Here is a 16,972-nt window from a genome sequence, read left to right on the forward strand (position 1 = left end):
ACCGCTGACCGTCTCGATTTGACGAGACATGAGAAAGCATTGCGAGGCACTGCGGTCGGATCGACGGCGTGCGCGGGCGATGCTTGTCATGGTTTCTGCGACAGGCTCCACCATCATGAATATCTCACGGGGCGAGCAGCGTGTGCTGCACGTGCTGGCCCAGGGCGGGCATATCCGTCATCACCGCGGCGATAATGGCCGCATCCACCATGTCGACTGCTTCACCCGCGACGGCCATCGTCTGGCCGATTGTACGCTGGAGACCTTCGGCAAACTCCACCGCAAGAGGCTGATCGAGTCCCATGCCTCCGGTCCTTACCGCATTTCGCGCAAGGGGCGGGAGAGCGTGCGCGCGCAGGCCGATAATCGTTGAACAAGGGAAAAACCATGCAGATCCGACCGGAACGTGCCGATGACATCGATGCCATCCGCGCGATTACCAAGGCGGCCTTCGAAGGAAAGCCATATAGCAGCCAGACGGAGGCGGCGATCATCGACGCCTTGCGGGCGGCCGGAGCCTTGACTTTGTCCCTGGTGGCGGAAGAAGACGGCGAGGTCGTCGGTCATGTGGCCTTCTCGCCCGTCACCATCGAGGGAGTTTTCCGGCAGTGGTATGGGCTGGGGCCTGTATCGGTGCGGCCGGATCGCCAGAAGGATGGTATCGGCCGGGCGCTGATCGAGGCAGGGCTGGCCCATCTTCGTCGGCAAAAGGCAGAAGGCTGCGTCGTAGTGGGGAATCCCGCCTATTACGGCCGCTTCGGTTTCAAGAATGAAGCGCAGCTTTGCTTTCCCGGCCTGCCACAGGTCTATTTCCAGTGCCTGGCCCTCGGGGCCGATACGCCGCACGGAAACGTGGCCTATCACCCGGCTTTCGAGGCAAAATAGGGAATCAGCCCGCTGCGACAGAGGCGCAGCGGGCGGTCCTTCAAGCTCCGAAAGGTGGCCAGGCTTCGTCCGCCGGCGCGATCACCGCCGGCGGACGGGGCCATTCGATGGTGAAGGCAGGATCGTCATAGCGATAGCCGCGGGCATGGCCCGGAACATATTTGCGGCCCATGCCATACAGCACGTCCGTTCCTGCTTCGAGCGTCAGGAAGCCGTGGGCACAGCCCTCTGGGATATAGAGCTGGTGAAGGTTGTCGGCGCTCAGATCTGCGCCGATCCATTCGCGAAAGGCCGGGCTGTCGGGCCTGAGATCGACCACGACATCATGGATCGCGCCCCGTGCCACCTGGACGAGCTTGGCCTCGGCGTGGGGTGGGTCCTGGAAGTGCATGCCGCGCAGGGTGAAGGCCTTGTCGTTGCGCGACAGATTGGTCTGCATAGGCGTGAAGGCGATGCCGGCTGCGGCGAACTCGTCCGGGCAATAGGTCCTGGCGAAGAAGCCGCGATCATCACGCCGCGGTTCCGGCTTGATCAGGAAGCAGCCTGGGATCCGCGTTTCGCTGAAGATCACGGCGTGAGCCTGATGCTGGGCACGGCCGTCACGAAGGAACTGCCCGATGGCATCAAGGGGCGCGTCTGCTCCATCACCTCTTCGGCGATGTTCCAGGGCAGGATGACGAGATAATCCGGCGCTATCTCGCTGATCTTGTCGGGCGAGAGGATCGGAATCTGGCTGCCGGGCAGCAGGCGGCCCTGCTTGGCCAGGGACCGATCGAAGACCGCCACGATATCGGCAGGGCCGACGCCACAGAAGTTCAGGAAAGTGTTGCCCTTGGCGGCGGCGCCGTAGGCGGCAATGGTCTTGCCGGCCGCCTTGGCCTCGGCCAGGAAAGCGAGGAAGCCACGCTTGACCTCGGCGACCTTGGCGGCAAAGCCTTCATAGCCCGCCAGGGTGTCGAGACTGGCGGCGTGCTCCTTGGCGCGCAGGGCGTCGAGCCGCGCCGAAGGCTGGTGGCTGGAAACAATCGGGGCCGCGAACAGGCGCAGGGAACCGCCATGCGTCGGCAGCTCCTCCACATCGATCGCCTTGAGGCCCACGGCGGCGAACACCTTCTCCACCGTCACCAGCGAGAGATAGGAAAAGTGCTCGTGATAGATGGTGTCGAACTGCACCTTCTCGATCAGATTGAGCACATGCGGGAATTCGAAGGTGACGACGCCTTCGGGCTTCAACAGGGTGGCGAAGCCGCCGACGAAGTCGCGGATGTCGGGGACATGGGCGAGCACATTGTTGGCGGCCATGAGGTCGGCGCGCTTGCCCTGGCCGACGAGGCGCCTGGCGGTTTCGACACCGAAGAAAGCGACCTCGGTATCGATGCCCTTGGCCCGGGCCGTTTCGGCGACGTTGGCGGCGGGCTCGACGCCGAGCACGGGCACACCCGCGACCTTGAAATGTTGAAGGAGGTAGCCGTCATTGGAGGCGACCTCGACCACCAGGGCGTCAGCGCCGAGTTTGAAACGCTCGATCATTGCGTCCGCATAGCGCTTGGCATGCGCGACCCAGCTGTCCGAATAGGAAGAGAAATAGGCATAGTCGGAGAAGATGGCGTCCGGCGGCACGGAATCGTCGACCTGAACCAGCAGACAGCTCGGGCAGACGCGCGCATGCAGTGGAAAGCTGCGCTCGGGATTGCTGTCGTCGGGCAGGCGGTAGTCATTGGCGAGCGGCATCGAGCCGAGATCGCACAAAGTGGTCGTCAGCGGCGTGGCGCAGAACCGGCAATGGGGAAGCGTGGACGTGGCAGCGGTCATGGCAGCGGTCTCAGGGCGTCGAGAAACGGGAGATCTGGTCGAGGGTGAAGGCATGCATGTCCTGGCCGGCTGCCTCGGCAGCATACCATTGCGCTGTCCATTCCAGGCTGGACGGGCCGGCGAGGCGGTCTTGCCAGCCGAGCAGTTGGCGGGCAAGGTCCGAGTTGACCGTCAAGGCTTTCATCTCGATGGACCCGGGTACCGGCTTGTGTACCCAGTCCGGCTTGCGGCCGAGTGCCTGGAAGACGGCATCTGCCACGGCCGAGACGGGCAGGGGGCGGGACGGATCGGGGCCGAAATTGAGCGCGCGCGGCGTGTCGGCGACCGAGGCGAGCCGCTCGGCATAGATCAGATAGCCGTTGACGCAGTCCAGCACATGCTGCCAGGGGCGCGTCGCTTCAGGATGGCGCAGTTCGAGCGGCCGGCCGCTGCGCACGGCGCGTACGATGTCGGGGACGAGCCTGTCGGCCGAATGGTCGCCGCCGCCGATGACGTTGCCGCCACGTGCGGTAGCGACCGGCACCGCTGCCTTGTCGAAAAAGGAGCGGGCATAGGCATAGGTGACGATCTCGGCCGCCGCCTTGGAGGCGGAATAGGGGTCCTTGCCGCCGAGCTTGTCGTCCTCGCGGAAAGCCGATCCCTCTTCCTGGTTGAGATAGACCTTGTCCGAGGTCACCGCGAGAATGCAGGCAAGGCCGGGGCGTGAACGCAGGGCCTCGAGCAGATGGACGGTGCCCATCACATTGGATCCGAAGGTCTCGATCGGATCGGCGAGGGAGCGCCTCACCAAGGCCTGGGCGGCGAGATGCAATACGATCTGCGGCTGTGCCGCCTCAACAGCCTCGCGCACAGCCTCGGCGTCGCGCAGATCGCCCAGGACCGAGCGAACGGCACTGTTCACGCCGGCTGCGGCGAACAGCGGCTGGTCGGCGGCCGGCGGCAGTGCAAAGCCGGTGACTTCGGCCCCCAGCCGACGCAGCCACAGGGCCATCCAGCTTCCCTTGAAGCCGGTATGGCCAGTTAGAAGCACCTTCTTGCCCCGCCAGAAGGCGGGTGAAGGCAATGCGCCTGCGGCGAGTGCCTCGCTCACGGCCAGACCTTCCAGGGCGCCTTGCCCTGTGCCCACAATTGCTCAAGATGGTTCTTGTCGCGCAGGGTATCCATGGGTTGCCAGAAGCCGCCATGACGGTAGGCCATCAAGTCGCCGGAGGCGGCCAGGGCCTCGAGCGGGGCGCCTTCCCAGGAGGTCTGGTCCGTCTCGATCATATCGACCACGCTCGGCTCCAGCACGAAGAAGCCGCCATTGATCAGCGCATTGTCGCCCGGAGGCTTTTCAATGAAGCGCGTGACCTTGTCGCCCTCGAGCGACAGGGAGCCGTAGCGGCCGGGAGGGATCACACCGGTCAGCGTGGCGCGCTTGCCGTGCTTCTTGTGGAAGGCAATGAGGGCGCCGATGTCGACATCGGCGACGCCATCGCCATAGGTGAAGCAGAAGGATTCGCCCGGCGTCAGGAAGGGCGCAACCCGCCTGAGCCGGCCGCCCGTCATGCTTGTCTCGCCGGTATCCACCATGGTGACGCGCCAGGGTTCGGCCTTCTGATTGTGATAGATGACCTCGTTCTTCTCGGCGTCGATCGTCACATCCGCATTGTGCAGGAAGTAATTGGAGAAATACTCCTTGATCATATAGCCCTTGTAGCCCAGGCAGATCACGAAATCGTTGATGCCGTAATGGCTGTAGATCTTCATGATGTGCCAGAGGATCGGCCGGCCTCCGATCTCGATCATCGGTTTGGGGCGCAGATGCGATTCTTCGGAAATGCGCGTGCCCATGCCGCCGGCGAGAATGATTGCTTTCAAGGTCTGATCCGATAGACAGAGGGTGGTGGCGCGGCTATAGCCGCTTGGCTGTTCAATGGCAATCAAACGGCAGAAATGGCCCGCGTCAAATCCGGATTTCGAAAGCGCTTCAATATCCGCTACTGGCGCTGGCTGCTGGCGCGGGCGATCATTGGCCGGATCGGCCCGCTGCGGCGGCGTTTTTCCTTCTATCCACGCGGGGTCGATCCCGCGATCGCCGCCGCGCTGGTCATCGAAGACCGCAAAACCGAGTTGGCGACCGCATTCACGCCGGAGGAAAGCACCTTCGTGCGGGACCGGTGCTGGCCCTATGACACATTGGCGCGTCAGTGGACGGGCGGTATCACGGTTCCAGTGCAAGAGCTGGCCGTGACGGTGAAACCGGCCGAGCTGCTCGGCCATGTCAGCCGCATTTTCGCACCTCGCCAGCAGGGCGTGGTGATCCGCGACGTGCAATGGGTCAATTGGAACTTCGCCAGGGCCAAGCGGCTCCGGGCCCTACCCGCCCTTTCCGGGCGTTGTCATCTGCTGGCCCGCACGGACAACTACTACCATGCACTCTTCGAGGATCTGGTGCCGGTGGTCGACTATATCGAGCGCTTTCACCCCAGGGACATGCCGCTCACCTTGCTGCTACCGCCTTCGCGCCTGGAAAGCCTGAATCTCGGCTGCGCCTTGCTCGAGCAAGCCTATCCGGGCGTGCGCGTGGTCGCCATGCCGGACGATGCCAAGGTGGCGGTCGAGGAGGCGCTGTGGCTTTCCTTCGATGCCGGCAACGCCGAATGGAGCTTTGCCGATGCCGCTCCGGTACGGCGGCTGGCCGAGCTCTTCCGGGCACACTACCGGGTGGAGCCCGGTGGCGGGCGGCGCATCTTCTTTTCGCGGGGAGGCAGCAAGATCCGGCGCCTGCTCAACGAAGAGGCGCTCTGGGACATTGCAAAGGCTCATGGTTTCGAACGCTTCGAGGCCAGGGGCGACAATCATGCCGAACAGGTTCGGCTGTTCTCCCAGGCCGATGTGGTTGTTGGCGTGCATGGCGCCGGGCTCGGCAATCTGGCGTTCTGCTGCCCCGGAACGCAAGTCATCGAGCTTTTTCCCGAGAATTTCACCAAGAGCACCTATCTATGGCTCAGCAAGCGCCTTGGCCTCGACTATAGCTGGCTCATCGGCGAGCCGGGCGACTACGATCAGGCCTTCGCGCTGAATGAAGACTTGCTGCGCGACAAGCTCGAGAAACTTGGCGCTCCTTCCTGAAAATTTCACCGACCTCGGCCTGATCTGTGCCGCTGACTTCTTCATATTCAAGAGACTGATCGGCTCCTGAGCCCGTTCAGATCTCGATCTCAGTTCCGAACTGCACCACCTGCGGCGCCGGGATGCGGAAATAGGAGGCGGAGCGCTCGGCATTGCGCTGGAGCATGGCGTAGAGCACCTCGCGCCAGAAGGCCATGCCCGCGATCCTCTTGGAGGGGATGATCGTCTCGCTCCCGATATAGAAGGAGATCTCGGCGAGGTCGAAGCCCGAGATCTGGCCTTGCGAGATGGCCAGCCGCATGCCCTTGAGCACGTCGGGTTCCTCCATGAAGCCGAAGCGCAGGATGATGCGCTCGAAACCGGGGCGAAGGGAGGTCACCGTCACGCGGTCCCTGTCCTTGACGCGAGGGATTTCAGCGCCCTGCACGGTGACCAGCAGCACGCGTTCGGGAATGGCGCCGGTGTGGCGCAAGAAAATACTCAGCGAGAGGGGCATGCCGACGGCGGCCGAGCTCAGGAAGGCAGCCGTGCCCGGCAGCCTCGTGGGGCGCTGGGTTTTCATCGCCGCGAAGAAGGTGGTCTCCTCCACGCGCAGATGCTTGCGGGCCTGTTCGGCCAGGATCTGGCCGCGGCGCCAGGTCAGCATCAGCATGGCGACGAAGATGGCCAACAACAGCGGATACCAGCCGCCCTCGAAGAGCTTGACGCCATTGGCGGCGACGAAGATCAGGTCGACGACGAAGAAGGCGCCGTTGACCAGGATGACGAGGAAGAGATTGTAACCCCAATGCCGGGCCACCAGGGCCGCCAGCAGCGTGGTGATCGCCATCAGCAGGGAAACGGCGACGCCATAGGCGCCCGCCAGCGCCGCAGACGAGCCGAAGCCGAGCACGGCGCCGAGCGTGGCGATGCACAGCAGCCAGTTGACCAGGGGGACGTAGATCTGGCCGAATTCCCGATTGTCGGTCTGCTTGATGGTGAGGCGTGGGAGCAGGCCAAGTTGTATGGACTGGCGCGCCAGCGAAAAGGCCCCCGATATGATGGCCTGGCTGGCGATGACGGTGGCTACCGTCGCAAAAATGATGACCGGGAAATGCAGCCAGTCGGGTACCAGGTTGTAGAACGGATTGGAGGCGGCGGCAGGATTGCCTAGCAGCAGGGCACCCTGGCCGAAATAATTGAGGACCAGAGCGGGCAGGGCGATCATGAACCAGGCCACGCGGATGGGGTTTCGGCCGAAATGCCCCATATCGGCATACATCGCCTCGCCGCCGGTGACGGCGAGGAAGGCCGCTCCCAGGATGGCAAAACTGACGGCCGGATTGGCCGTGACCAGGAAATGCAGCGCCACGAACGGATTGAGGGCGGCGAGGATGGCAGGGTTCCGCACGATGCTCGCCGCGCCCAGCAGGCCGATGAGGACGAACCAGGCCAGCATGACCGGGCCGAAGAAGCGGCCGATCATGCCGGTGCCATAGCGTTGGACCATGAACAGGACCAGGAGGATCGCGACGGTCAGCGGCACCACGATATGGACCAGGGACGGCGTGGCGACTTCCAGTCCCTCGATGGCGCTGAGCACCGAGATGGCTGGCGTGATGGCGCCGTCGCCATAGAGCAGCGCGGCGCCCACCAGGCCGATGATCAGGAAGATGACATGGCGGCGGCCTTCGCGGCGGCCGCTGCCCCCCAGAATGGCGAGCAGGGCGACAATGCCGCCTTCGCCCTTGTTGTCGGCGCGCAGGATCAGGATCGCATATTTCAGGGAGACGATCAGGATCAGAGCCCAGAAGATCACCGAGACGACACCTGTCACGATCCAGGCCTGGCCGGCGCCGCCATCGCCGCTGGCGCTGATGGCCTGTGCGAAGGCGTAGAGCGGGCTGGTGCCGATGTCTCCATAGACGACGCCGAGCGCCGCCAAGGCCAGTCCAGGTGAAAAACGAGATCCGTTAGCGCCCGCCGCAGTCGTCATCACCATTGCCCCGTGAGCGTTCGGGAAATATGCGATTGATGGCAGATTGTCGCACGTGGTCAAGGATGCCGAAGGTGTTATGCGGAGCTAACGAAGCATTTGTGCTGGCTAGGGCTTCGCCGATATGGTCCGCCCATGCAGTCATCCGTTTCTCCCCCTCGTTATTTTCTCGGCGTGCAATCCTCCTTCACCGGCAAGGCCTGGCGGGAAAGGCTAGATGCGCAAGGGCAGATGCAGGCCATGACCCTGGCCCAGCGCTCCGGCCAGCCCGACCTGCTGGCGCGCATCCTCGCCGGCAGGGGCGTGACGGTCGAGGAGGCCGACGCCTATCTGGCGCCCACCCTGCGCCACTACATGCCCGATCCCTCACGCCTGACCGACATGGACAAGGCGGCTGAACGGCTGGCCGACGCCGTGATGGCGCGCGAAAGCATTGCCATTTTTGGTGACTACGATGTCGATGGCGCCACCTCCTCAGCGCTGCTTGGGGGCTGGCTGCGCGAGGTCGGCGTGCCGGCGCGAATCCACATTCCCGATCGAATCTATGAAGGCTACGGTCCGAACGAGGAGGCGATTCGGCTGTTGCGGGCCGAAGGCGCCAGCCTGCTGGTGACGGTGGACTGCGGCACGACCAGCGTCGATGTCCTCGGCAAGGCCGCTGAGCTCGGCTTCGAGACCCTGGTCGTCGACCATCACCAGGCCGGCGAGGCGCTGCCGCCGGCGGTGGCGGTGGTCAATCCCAACCGCCTCGACGATCTCTCCGGGCAGGGGCATCTATGCGCCTGCGGCGTCACCTTCATGCTTCTCGTCGCCGCGAGCCGGAGCTTGCGCAAGCGTGGCTGGTGGAGGGAGCGACCCGAGCCGGACCTGATGGCGCGCCTCGATCTGGTCGCCTTGGGAACGGTGGCGGATGTGGTGCCGCTCAAGGGCCTCAATCGGGCCTTCGTGGCGCGGGGCCTGGCCGTCATGCGCCAGCGCCAGCGGGCCGGCCTGCGCGCTCTGATGGACATGGCCCGCCTGGACGGGCCGCCGCGGCCCTATCATCTCGGCTTCCTGCTCGGGCCGCGCATCAATGCGGGCGGGCGTATCGGCGATGCCGCTCTCGGAGCGAGGCTGTTGATGAGCGAGGACGGCGAGGAGGCGGCTTCGATCGCCGCGACATTGGACCGGCTCAACCGGGAGCGCCAGACGGTCGAAGCCGTCATGCTGGAGGAGGCGTTGGCGGAGGCCGTCGCGGCCCTCGGCCTCGAGGAGACGGGCGCGACGGTGGTGACGGCCTCGCGAAATTGGCACCCCGGTGTCGTGGGCCTGGTGGCCGCCCGCCTGAAGGAACGCTTCGGCCGACCTGCCTTTGCGATCGCCTTCAACAAGGATGGGGTCGGCACCGGATCCGGGCGCTCGATCGGCGGCGTCGATCTGGGCAAGGCCGTAAGGCAGGCGGTGGAGCGCGGTCTCATCGTCAAGGGCGGCGGCCACGCCATGGCCGCGGGCATCACCTTGGGACAGGACCAGCTCGGTGCCTTCCGAGCCTATCTGGAGGCGGAACTCGCATCGGCTGTCGAGACGGCGCGGGCAGATGCGGCCCTGGAGATCGACGGCGCGCTTGCCGCCGGCGGCGCGACCACCGGCCTGATCGAGATGCTCGAAAAGGCCGGCCCGTTCGGTCAGGGCAATCCCGAGCCGGTGCTGGCGCTGCCGGGCCACCAGCTCGCCTTCGTGGATACCGTCGGCGAGGCGCATTTGCGCCTGCGCCTCAAGGCGTATGATGGCACCATGCTCGACGCCATCGCCTTCCGGTCGGTCGGGCAACCCCTGGGCGACGGCCTTGTCGGCCATCGCGGCAAGGCCGTGCATGTCGCAGGCACCTTGAGCGTCGATCGCTATGGCGGGCGCGAGCGCGTGCAATTGCGGGTGATCGACGCGGCGCCCGCCAATGGCTGACAGGAGAGCAGTTCTGTCTGTTCACACCGGTGGCGGATTGCGCTCGGTGAAGCCACGCTGGTGCCAATAAGGATAGGGCAGGGTCACGGTGCTGGCCTCGTCCAGCTTTGCGATCTGCTCCGGTGTGAGCGACCAGCCGACGGCGCCGAGATTTTCGTGCAATTGTGCCTCGTCGCGTGCACCGATGATCACGCTGGCGACGGTGGGACGCTGCAGCAGCCAGTTGAGAGCAATCTGGGGTACGCTCTTGCCGGTTTCGCCGGCGATGGCGTCGATGGCATCGACGACACGATAGAGCAGCTCATCGGCTACCGGCGGACCATCGGCCGCGGTCTGGTGCAGACGGCTGCGCTCCGGCAATGCCGCACCGCGGCGCAGCTTTCCAGTCAGGCGCCCCCAGCCGAGCGGGCTCCACACCACGGCACCGACCTTCTGGTCGAGGCCGAGCGGCATCAGTTCCCATTCATAGTCGCGGCCGACCAGGGAATAATAGGCCTGGTGGGCGACATAGCGCGGCAGCCCGTAACGGTCCGAGGCTGCCAGGGACTTCGCCAGATGCCAGCCGGAGAAGTTGGAGACGCCGATATAGCGGATCTTTCCGGCGCGGATCAGGTCGTCGAAGGTCTGCAGTACTTCCTCGACCGGCGTGAGCGCGTCGAAACCGTGCAGTTGGAACAGGTCGATATAGTCGGTGCCGAGCCGCTTCAGCGCCTTGTCGACAGCATCGGTGAGATGGAAACGGGAGGAGCCGACATCATTCGGCCCGGGACCGGAGCGGAAGGTCGCCTTGGTCGAGATGATCACCTGGTCGCGGCGCCCGGCGATCGCCTTGCCGAGAATTTCCTCCGCGAGACCTGAGGAATAGATATCGGCGCTGTCGAACATGGTAACGCCGGCGTCGATACAGATGTCGAGCAGGCGGCGTGCGCCTTCCGAATCGGTCGTGCCCCAGGCCTTGAAGAAGTCACCGCCGCCGCCAAAAGTTCCAGTGCCCAGGCTGAGCGCCGGCACCTTGAAGCCCGAGCCGCCTAACTGACGATATTCCATGGATATTCCTCATCTACGGAACGAAGCCGGCTCGCGACAATCCCGATCGCCGGCATTCAAAACATGCGCTGGTGTTGAAACGAAATTCGATTGGCCTCCTGACAACGACCTCAGGTCGAGCCAATTGTCGGATGATATTCCGACGGCGGGCAAAGACCAGCCTTTGGTGAAGAAAAATCTCCGGGCTACGGGAGTTGCGGCAAGAGGCCCTTTACGACCAGCTGCCGATGGATGGCGATGATCTCGTCCTCGCCGAGGCGCCCCTTGGGGTCGTACCAGCCGACCACGCCGGTGAGCTGGGCGATGATCGCGAAGGTGGCAACGGTCACATCCGGCACCGCCAGGGCGCCGCTCCGGGTTCCTTCGGCCAGGATCTGTTCCAGGCGTCGCTCGTAGTCACGCCGCAAGCCGGTCACCACAGCCCTGTTCTGCGGCTCCAGGCTGCGCAGTTCGGAATTGTTGACGAAGACTTCCATCCGCCGGGTCAGATGGTAGCGCAGGTGGAATTCGATGAAGGTGTCGAGGCGGGCGAGGGGGCTCTCGATGCCGGCCAGTGCCGCGTCGAGCGCTTCGGTCAGCCTCGTCATGTGCTCGACCAGGAAGTCGAACAACAGTGCCTGCTTGGTGGTGATGTGATTGTAGAGCGACCCCGGCTGGATCCCGACGCTCTGGGCAAGGTCCCGCAGGCTCATGCCTTCATAGCCGTGCTGGAAGATCAGGCGCAGGCCCGCGGTGCGGATCGCCTCCGCTGTCTTGCTGCCATCCGCTCCTGCCCTGCGTGCCATCTCAAATCACTTGCGGAGAAACCCGCTCCCGATTATAGAAACAAACGTCCGTTCGTTTATGATCCAATAAAGGCCGCCCCGCAAGCGGCTTGCAACAGGCAAGGCGATCTGCATGCCGGTCATAGGGAGTGCCGTCGATCGGCGGTCGGAGACGTTCCAGCGCAATCACGACGCACTGGCTGCGCTCGCCGCTGAACTGAGGGAGCGCAATCAGCGCGCCGGTGGCGGCGGTTCGGCCTCCGCCCGTGAAAAACATCTCAAGCGTGGCAAGCTGTTGCCGCGCGACCGCATCGAGTTGCTGCTCGACGCCGGGGCCCCCTTCCTGGAGCTTTCCCAGCTTGCCGCCTTCGGCCTCTATCGCGACGAAGTACCAGCCGCCGGGTTGATCACCGGTATCGGCCGCATCTCGGGCCAGGAATGCATGGTTGTCGCCAACGATGCCACGGTGAAAGGCGGCACCTATTTCCCGATGACGGTGAAGAAGCATTTGCGGGCGCAGTCCATCGCTGCCGAAAATCATCTGCCCTGCGTCTATCTGGTTGATTCGGGTGGGGCCTTCCTGCCCAAGCAGGACGAGGTCTTTCCCGACCGCGAGCATTTCGGCCGCATCTTCTTCAACCAGGCGCGCCTGTCGGCGGCCGGCATCCCGCAGATCGCCGTGGTGATGGGCAGTTCAACCGCGGGCGGCGCCTATGTGCCGGCCATGGCCGATCAGGTCGTGATGGTGCGCAACCAGGCCACGATTTTCCTCGGAGGGCCACCGTTGGTGAAGGCGGCTACCGGCGAGACAGTCAGTGCAGAGGTGCTGGGCGGCACCGATACTCACACCCGAACCTCGGGCGTCGCTGACTATGCTGCCGAGAACGATGCGCATGCCCTCGGCATTGCGCGGGAGATCGTCGGCAATCTCAACCGGCGCAAGCATGATGTCGGTGACGTCGAGGCGCCGAGGCCGCCCCTTTACGATCCCAGCGAGATCTACGGCATCGTCTCCGCCGATCCGCGCAAGCCCTATGATGTCAGGCAGGTCATCGCCCGGCTGGTCGATGGCTCGGAGTTCGACGAGTTCAAGGCCGATTTCGGCAATACGCTGGTCACAGGCTTTGCCCGGATCTGGGGCTATCCCGTCGGCATCATCGCCAATAACGGCATTCTCTTTTCGGAGTCGGCGCTGAAGGGGGCTCATTTCATCGAGCTTGCCTGCCAGCGCGGCATTCCCTTGCTCTTCCTGCAGAACATCACCGGCTTCATGGTCGGCCGGGACTATGAGGCGGGCGGCATCGCCAAGGATGGCGCCAAGCTGGTGGCGGCGGTGGCGGCAGCGAACGTGCCGAAATTCACCGTGGTGATCGGCAACAGCTTCGGCGCCGGCAATTACGCCATGTGCGGCCGTGCCTATGATCCGCGCTTCCTGTGGATGTGGCCCAATGCCCGCATTTCCGTGATGGGGGGCGAGCAGGCCGCCAATGTCTTGGCGCAGGTGCGGCGGGATGCGGCCGGAACCGATGAGTCCAAAATCGATGCTGAGGCCGAGGAGGCCTTCAAAGCGCCGATCCGAGCCCAGTATGAGGAGCAGGGCAACCCCTATTACTCGACGGCGCGGCTATGGGACGACGGCATCATCGATCCTGCCGAGACCCGCATGGTGCTGGCGCTGGCCCTGTCGGCGTCGCGGAATGCCCCAGCCAGGGAGACACGCTTCGGCGTGTTCCGGATGTGAGCCTGCGGGTGGAGCGGGACGGGATGGTCGCGGTCCTGACGTTGGACCGTCCCGAGGTGCTGAACGCCTTCGACGACGGCCTCATCGCCGAATTGACACGGGCCTTTGCCGAGGCGGGCACCGACGCAACGGTGCGGGCGGTGCTGCTGCAGGCAGAGGGCAAGGCCTTCTCGGCCGGGGCGGATCTTGCCTGGATGCGCCGTGCCGCCGATGCCTTGCCGGAGGACAATCTCGCCGATGCCCGGCAGCTCGCCGAGCTGATGCGGGTGGTCGACACCTGCCCCAAGCCGACGCTGGCAAAGGTGCAGGGGGCGGCCTTCGGCGGCGCCGTGGGGCTGGTGGCCTGCTGCGACATCGCCATTGCCGTGCCGCAAGCGCGGTTCGCCCTCAGCGAGGTGCGCCTCGGCCTGATCCCTGGCGTGATCAGTCCCTATGTGGTCAGGGCGATCGGCCAGCGCGCCGCGCGCCGCCTCTTCCTCACCGCCGAACGCTTCTCGGCCGAAGATGCATTGAGATACGGGCTGATCCATGAAATAGCGGCCCCCGAAACGCTGGACGAAGCAGTGCAACGCTGCCTTTCGGACATCTTCGCCGGCGGTCCGGAGGCCATCGCCGCCGCCAAGAAACTGGCTGATGACATGGCTGGGCCCATCACGGCAGAGCGCATCGAGGAGAGCGCTCGGCGCATCGCCACGATCCGCTCTTCGCCCGAGGCGCGCGAGGGCCTCGCTGCCTTTTTTGCCAAGCGCAAGCCGGGATGGATGCCATGACCGCTCATCAGCCCAGACCCGTTCGCGTGCTCCTGATCGCCAATCGCGGCGAGATCGCCGTACGCATCATTCGCACGGCCCGCGCCATGGGCATCCGCACTGTCGCCGTCTATTCGGATGCCGATGCCGATAGCCTTGCCGTGTCGCTGGCGGACCGGGCGTTGCACCTCGGTCCCGCGCCCTCGCGCGAAAGCTATCTGTCGATCGACAAGCTGATCGCCGCCGCCAAGGCCAGCGGTGCAGATGCCATCCATCCCGGTTATGGCTTCCTGGCCGAGAATGCCGAGTTCGCCCTGGCCTGCGCGGCCGAGGGCATCACCTTCGTCGGGCCGTCGGCCGAAACCATCCTGGCCATGGGCGACAAGGCGCAGGCCCGCGCCCGCATGGCCGCAGCTGGCGTGCCGGTGTTGAAGGGCTATGAGGGCGAGGACCAGAGCCTCGACACATTGACGCGCGCGGCGGAGGCCATCGGCTTTCCGGTATTGCTGAAGCCGTCGGCCGGCGGCGGCGGCAAGGGCATGCATATCGTGCGGCAGGTCGAGGATCTGCCGGCCGCTTTGCTCGCCGCCCAGCGTGAGGCGCGCTCGTCCTTCGGCGACGATCGCATGGTGATCGAGCGCTATCTGCAGGTCGCGCGTCATGTCGAGGTGCAGGTCTTCGCCGACCACCACGGCCATACGGTGCATCTGTTCGACCGCGACTGCTCGGTGCAGCGTCGCCATCAGAAAGTGATCGAGGAGGCGCCGGCACCGGACCTGCCACCGGACTTGCGTGCGGGCCTGCATCAGGCGGCGATCACCTGTGCGCGATCGGTCGATTATGTCGGTGCCGGCACCGTTGAGTTCCTGGTTGCCGACGACCATTTCTATTTCATGGAGATGAATACGAGGCTTCAGGTCGAGCATCCGGTGACGGAAGCGGTCACCGGCCTCGATCTCGTGTCCTGGCAGTTGCGGGTGGCAGGCGGCGCGCCGCTGCCGCTGGCGCAGGAGGCGATCACCTGCACGGGCCATGCCCTGGAGGCGCGTCTGTGTGCCGAGGATCCGGCCGGCGGCTTCCTGCCGAGCATCGGCCGGATCGAGCATCTGGCCTTGCCAGAGGGCCTCGCCGGCCTGCGGGTCGACAGTGGCTTTCGCGGCGGCGACACCATCTCGATGCATTACGATTCCCTGCTCGCCAAGGTGATCGCCGTCGGCGCGGACCGCGCCGAAGCCATCGCCCGGCTCGGAGCGGGCCTCGATGCCGTCGAAGTGGTCGGGCCCCATACCAATCGGGATTTCCTTGCCGCCATCATCCGCCATCCGGCTTTTGCCGAAGGCAGGGTCGACACACGTTTCATCGAGCATCATCAGGTCGATCTGCTGGCACCAGCCTCGCATCCGTCAGACGAGGTGGTCGCAGCGGCGGCCTTCGTGGCATTGCGGGTCTCCGAAAGCCAGGCCAAGACGGCCGATCCGGCCGATCCCCATTCGCCCTGGGGCGACACAGGTGGCTGGCGCCTCTCAGGCTCGGCGCGGCGCAAGCTGGAGCTGGCCTGGGGCGACACGCCGATCGGCGTCGATGCCGTCTGGCGGGCGGGGGGCTATGCGCTGCATTTCGCCGATCGGCTCGTTGTCGTCGAAGGCAACGTCGATGCCCAGGGAACGGCGAGGCTGCGCATCGGCGAGGGCGTGCTCAAGGCCCGTGCGGTCCTGCTCGGCGAAACGCTGACCCTTTTCGTGGACGGCCGATCCCATGCATTCGGCCTGCGCGATCCCCGCAAGCCGCGCGGCGTCGAAAGCGAGGGGGCCGGCCGCATCCTGTCGCCCATGCCTGGCCTGGTGCTGTCGGTTAGCGCGGCGGTGGGTACCGCGGTGGAGAAGGGGCAGGCCCTGGTGGTGATCGAAGCCATGAAGATGGAACACACCGTTTCCGCTCCGCGCGCCGGCGTCGTCAAGATGGTCGATGTCGCGGTGGGCGATCAGGTCGTCGCCGGCGCCGAACTGGTAGTGCTGGAGATCGAGCCGTGAGCCGGGCCGAACGCGTCGAGGTTTTCGAGGTCGGTCCCCGCGACGGCCTCCAGAACGAAAGCCGGGTGTTACCGGTCGAGACCCGTATCGCCCTCATCCGCGACCTGGCGACAGCCGGGCTGCGTACGGTGGAGGCCGGCAGCTTCGTCTCGCCCAAGAACCTGCCGCAGATGGCGCAGACCGCTGACGTGCTGGCCGGGCTGTCCTCCTTGGCGGGACAGGTCGATCTACCCGTGCTGGTGCCCAATGCCCGTGGTTTTGCCGATGCACTCGCGGCCAAGGCCCGGCATATCGCCGTGTTTGCCGCCGCCTCCGAGAGTTTCAGCCTCCGCAACATCAATCGCAGCATCGAAGAGAGCCTCGACGAATACCGGCCGATCGTGACCGAGGCCCGGGCCAAGGGCCTGAAGGTGCGGGGCTATGTCAGCTGCGTGCTGGGCTGCCCCTATGAGGGACGGGTGGCTGTCTCCGCCGTGGTTTCGGTGGCGACGGCCCTGGCCGCGATGGGGTGCGAAGAGATTTCGCTCGGCGACACCATCGGCGTCGGTACGCCCGATGCGGCGCGGGCGATGACGGCGGCCGTGGCGCGCGAGATCGGCATCGAGCGCGTCGCCGTGCACTTCCACGACACCTATGGCCAGGCGCTCGCCAATGTCCTGGCCTGCCTGGAACTCGGCGTCACCGTGGTGGATTCCTCCGTCGCCGGCCTCGGCGGTTGTCCCTATGCGCCGGGGGCGAGCGGAAACCTGGCGACCGAGGATCTCGTTTACATGCTTGATGGCCTGGGCGTCGAAACCGGGGTCGATCTCGATAGGGTCGCGGCTGCCGGCAGGGCTGTCTGCACAGCGCTCGGCTCGGCCCCGCGCTCGCGCGCAGGGCAGGCCTTGGCGGCCAAGATAAAATAGCAGGGAGAG

General features: G+C 65.2%; 15 protein-coding genes. 8 read left to right on the forward strand and 7 right to left on the reverse strand.

What is annotated here, in order from left to right:
- Positions 1 to 115 precede the first annotated feature (115 nt).
- Positions 116 to 373 carry a YjhX family toxin gene (locus tag ACTJKX_RS04605; protein ID WP_105864712.1) on the forward strand — a complete coding sequence of 86 codons (258 nt, stop codon included), beginning with the start codon at positions 116 to 118 and terminating at the stop codon, positions 371 to 373.
- Positions 374 to 387: 14 nt separating this feature from the next.
- Positions 388 to 885, forward strand: a complete 498-nt coding sequence (locus tag ACTJKX_RS04610; RefSeq protein ID WP_440724517.1) for a GNAT family N-acetyltransferase — start codon at positions 388 to 390, stop codon at positions 883 to 885.
- A 40-nt stretch (positions 886 to 925) separates the two neighbouring features.
- Here the strand turns inward: ACTJKX_RS04610 and ACTJKX_RS04615 are convergent, their stop codons facing one another.
- From ACTJKX_RS04615 to rfbF, 4 genes are read right to left on the reverse strand one after another with little or no spacing between them, the layout of a single operon-like run.
- Positions 926 to 1,456, reverse strand: coding sequence for a dTDP-4-dehydrorhamnose 3,5-epimerase family protein (locus ACTJKX_RS04615; RefSeq protein WP_440724518.1), 531 nt, complete (start codon positions 1,454 to 1,456; stop codon positions 926 to 928).
- Positions 1,453 to 2,697 (reverse strand): methyltransferase domain-containing protein, encoded by a 1,245-nt coding sequence (locus ACTJKX_RS04620; RefSeq protein WP_440724519.1) that lies wholly within the window; start codon positions 2,695 to 2,697, stop codon positions 1,453 to 1,455. Before ACTJKX_RS04620 ends, ACTJKX_RS04615 begins: the two co-directional genes overlap by 4 nt.
- 10 nt (positions 2,698 to 2,707) lie before the next feature.
- Positions 2,708 to 3,787, reverse strand: coding sequence for a CDP-glucose 4,6-dehydratase (rfbG, locus tag ACTJKX_RS04625; RefSeq protein WP_440724520.1), 1,080 nt, complete (start codon positions 3,785 to 3,787; stop codon positions 2,708 to 2,710).
- On the reverse strand, positions 3,784 to 4,557 hold the full coding sequence (rfbF, locus tag ACTJKX_RS04630) for a glucose-1-phosphate cytidylyltransferase (protein WP_440724521.1): 774 nt from the start codon (positions 4,555 to 4,557) through the stop codon (positions 3,784 to 3,786). Before rfbF ends, rfbG begins: the two co-directional genes overlap by 4 nt.
- Before the next feature lie 75 nt (positions 4,558 to 4,632).
- Here rfbF and ACTJKX_RS04635 point away from each other — a divergent pair, with 75 nt between their 5' ends.
- Entirely contained in the window at positions 4,633 to 5,811 is a 1,179-nt protein-coding gene (locus ACTJKX_RS04635; protein ID WP_440724522.1) for a glycosyltransferase family 61 protein, read from the forward strand.
- A gap of 76 nt (positions 5,812 to 5,887) precedes the next feature.
- Here ACTJKX_RS04635 and ACTJKX_RS04640 read toward each other — a convergent pair whose 3' ends face one another.
- Positions 5,888 to 7,786, reverse strand: coding sequence for a potassium transporter Kup (locus tag ACTJKX_RS04640; RefSeq protein WP_440724523.1), 1,899 nt, complete (start codon positions 7,784 to 7,786; stop codon positions 5,888 to 5,890).
- Positions 7,787 to 7,921: 135 nt separating this feature from the next.
- On the opposite strand from ACTJKX_RS04640, the gene recJ reads away from it, so the two are divergent.
- Positions 7,922 to 9,727 (forward strand): single-stranded-DNA-specific exonuclease RecJ, encoded by a 1,806-nt coding sequence (gene recJ, locus ACTJKX_RS04645; protein ID WP_440724524.1) that lies wholly within the window; start codon positions 7,922 to 7,924, stop codon positions 9,725 to 9,727.
- A 21-nt stretch (positions 9,728 to 9,748) separates the two neighbouring features.
- Here the strand turns inward: recJ and ACTJKX_RS04650 are convergent, their stop codons facing one another.
- Entirely contained in the window at positions 9,749 to 10,774 is a 1,026-nt protein-coding gene (locus tag ACTJKX_RS04650) for an aldo/keto reductase (RefSeq protein ID WP_440724525.1), read from the reverse strand.
- Positions 10,775 to 10,959: 185 nt separating this feature from the next.
- On the reverse strand, positions 10,960 to 11,559 hold the full coding sequence (locus ACTJKX_RS04655; RefSeq protein ID WP_440724526.1) for a TetR/AcrR family transcriptional regulator: 600 nt from the start codon (positions 11,557 to 11,559) through the stop codon (positions 10,960 to 10,962).
- 112 nt (positions 11,560 to 11,671) lie between these two features.
- Between ACTJKX_RS04655 and ACTJKX_RS04660 the strand changes: the two genes are divergently transcribed.
- From ACTJKX_RS04660 to ACTJKX_RS04675, 4 genes are read left to right on the forward strand one after another with little or no spacing between them, the layout of a single operon-like run.
- Positions 11,672 to 13,279 carry a carboxyl transferase domain-containing protein gene (locus tag ACTJKX_RS04660; protein WP_440724527.1) on the forward strand — a complete coding sequence of 536 codons (1,608 nt, stop codon included), beginning with the start codon at positions 11,672 to 11,674 and terminating at the stop codon, positions 13,277 to 13,279.
- 23 nt (positions 13,280 to 13,302) lie between these two features.
- Complete coding sequence (locus tag ACTJKX_RS04665) at positions 13,303 to 14,049, forward strand: enoyl-CoA hydratase-related protein (RefSeq protein ID WP_394308580.1); 747 nt, start codon at positions 13,303 to 13,305, stop codon at positions 14,047 to 14,049.
- Positions 14,046 to 16,058, forward strand: a complete 2,013-nt coding sequence (locus ACTJKX_RS04670) for an acetyl/propionyl/methylcrotonyl-CoA carboxylase subunit alpha (RefSeq protein ID WP_394308583.1) — start codon at positions 14,046 to 14,048, stop codon at positions 16,056 to 16,058. Before ACTJKX_RS04665 ends, ACTJKX_RS04670 begins: the two co-directional genes overlap by 4 nt.
- A complete protein-coding gene (locus ACTJKX_RS04675) occupies positions 16,055 to 16,963 on the forward strand; it encodes a hydroxymethylglutaryl-CoA lyase (protein WP_440724528.1) in 909 nt (302 codons plus the stop codon). The genes ACTJKX_RS04670 and ACTJKX_RS04675 overlap by 4 nt, the downstream gene beginning before the upstream one ends.
- Positions 16,964 to 16,972 lie beyond the last annotated feature (9 nt).

The organism is Labrys sp. 22185 (assembly GCF_052045555.1).
Lineage (GTDB): Bacteria > Pseudomonadota > Alphaproteobacteria > Rhizobiales > Labraceae > Labrys > Labrys neptuniae.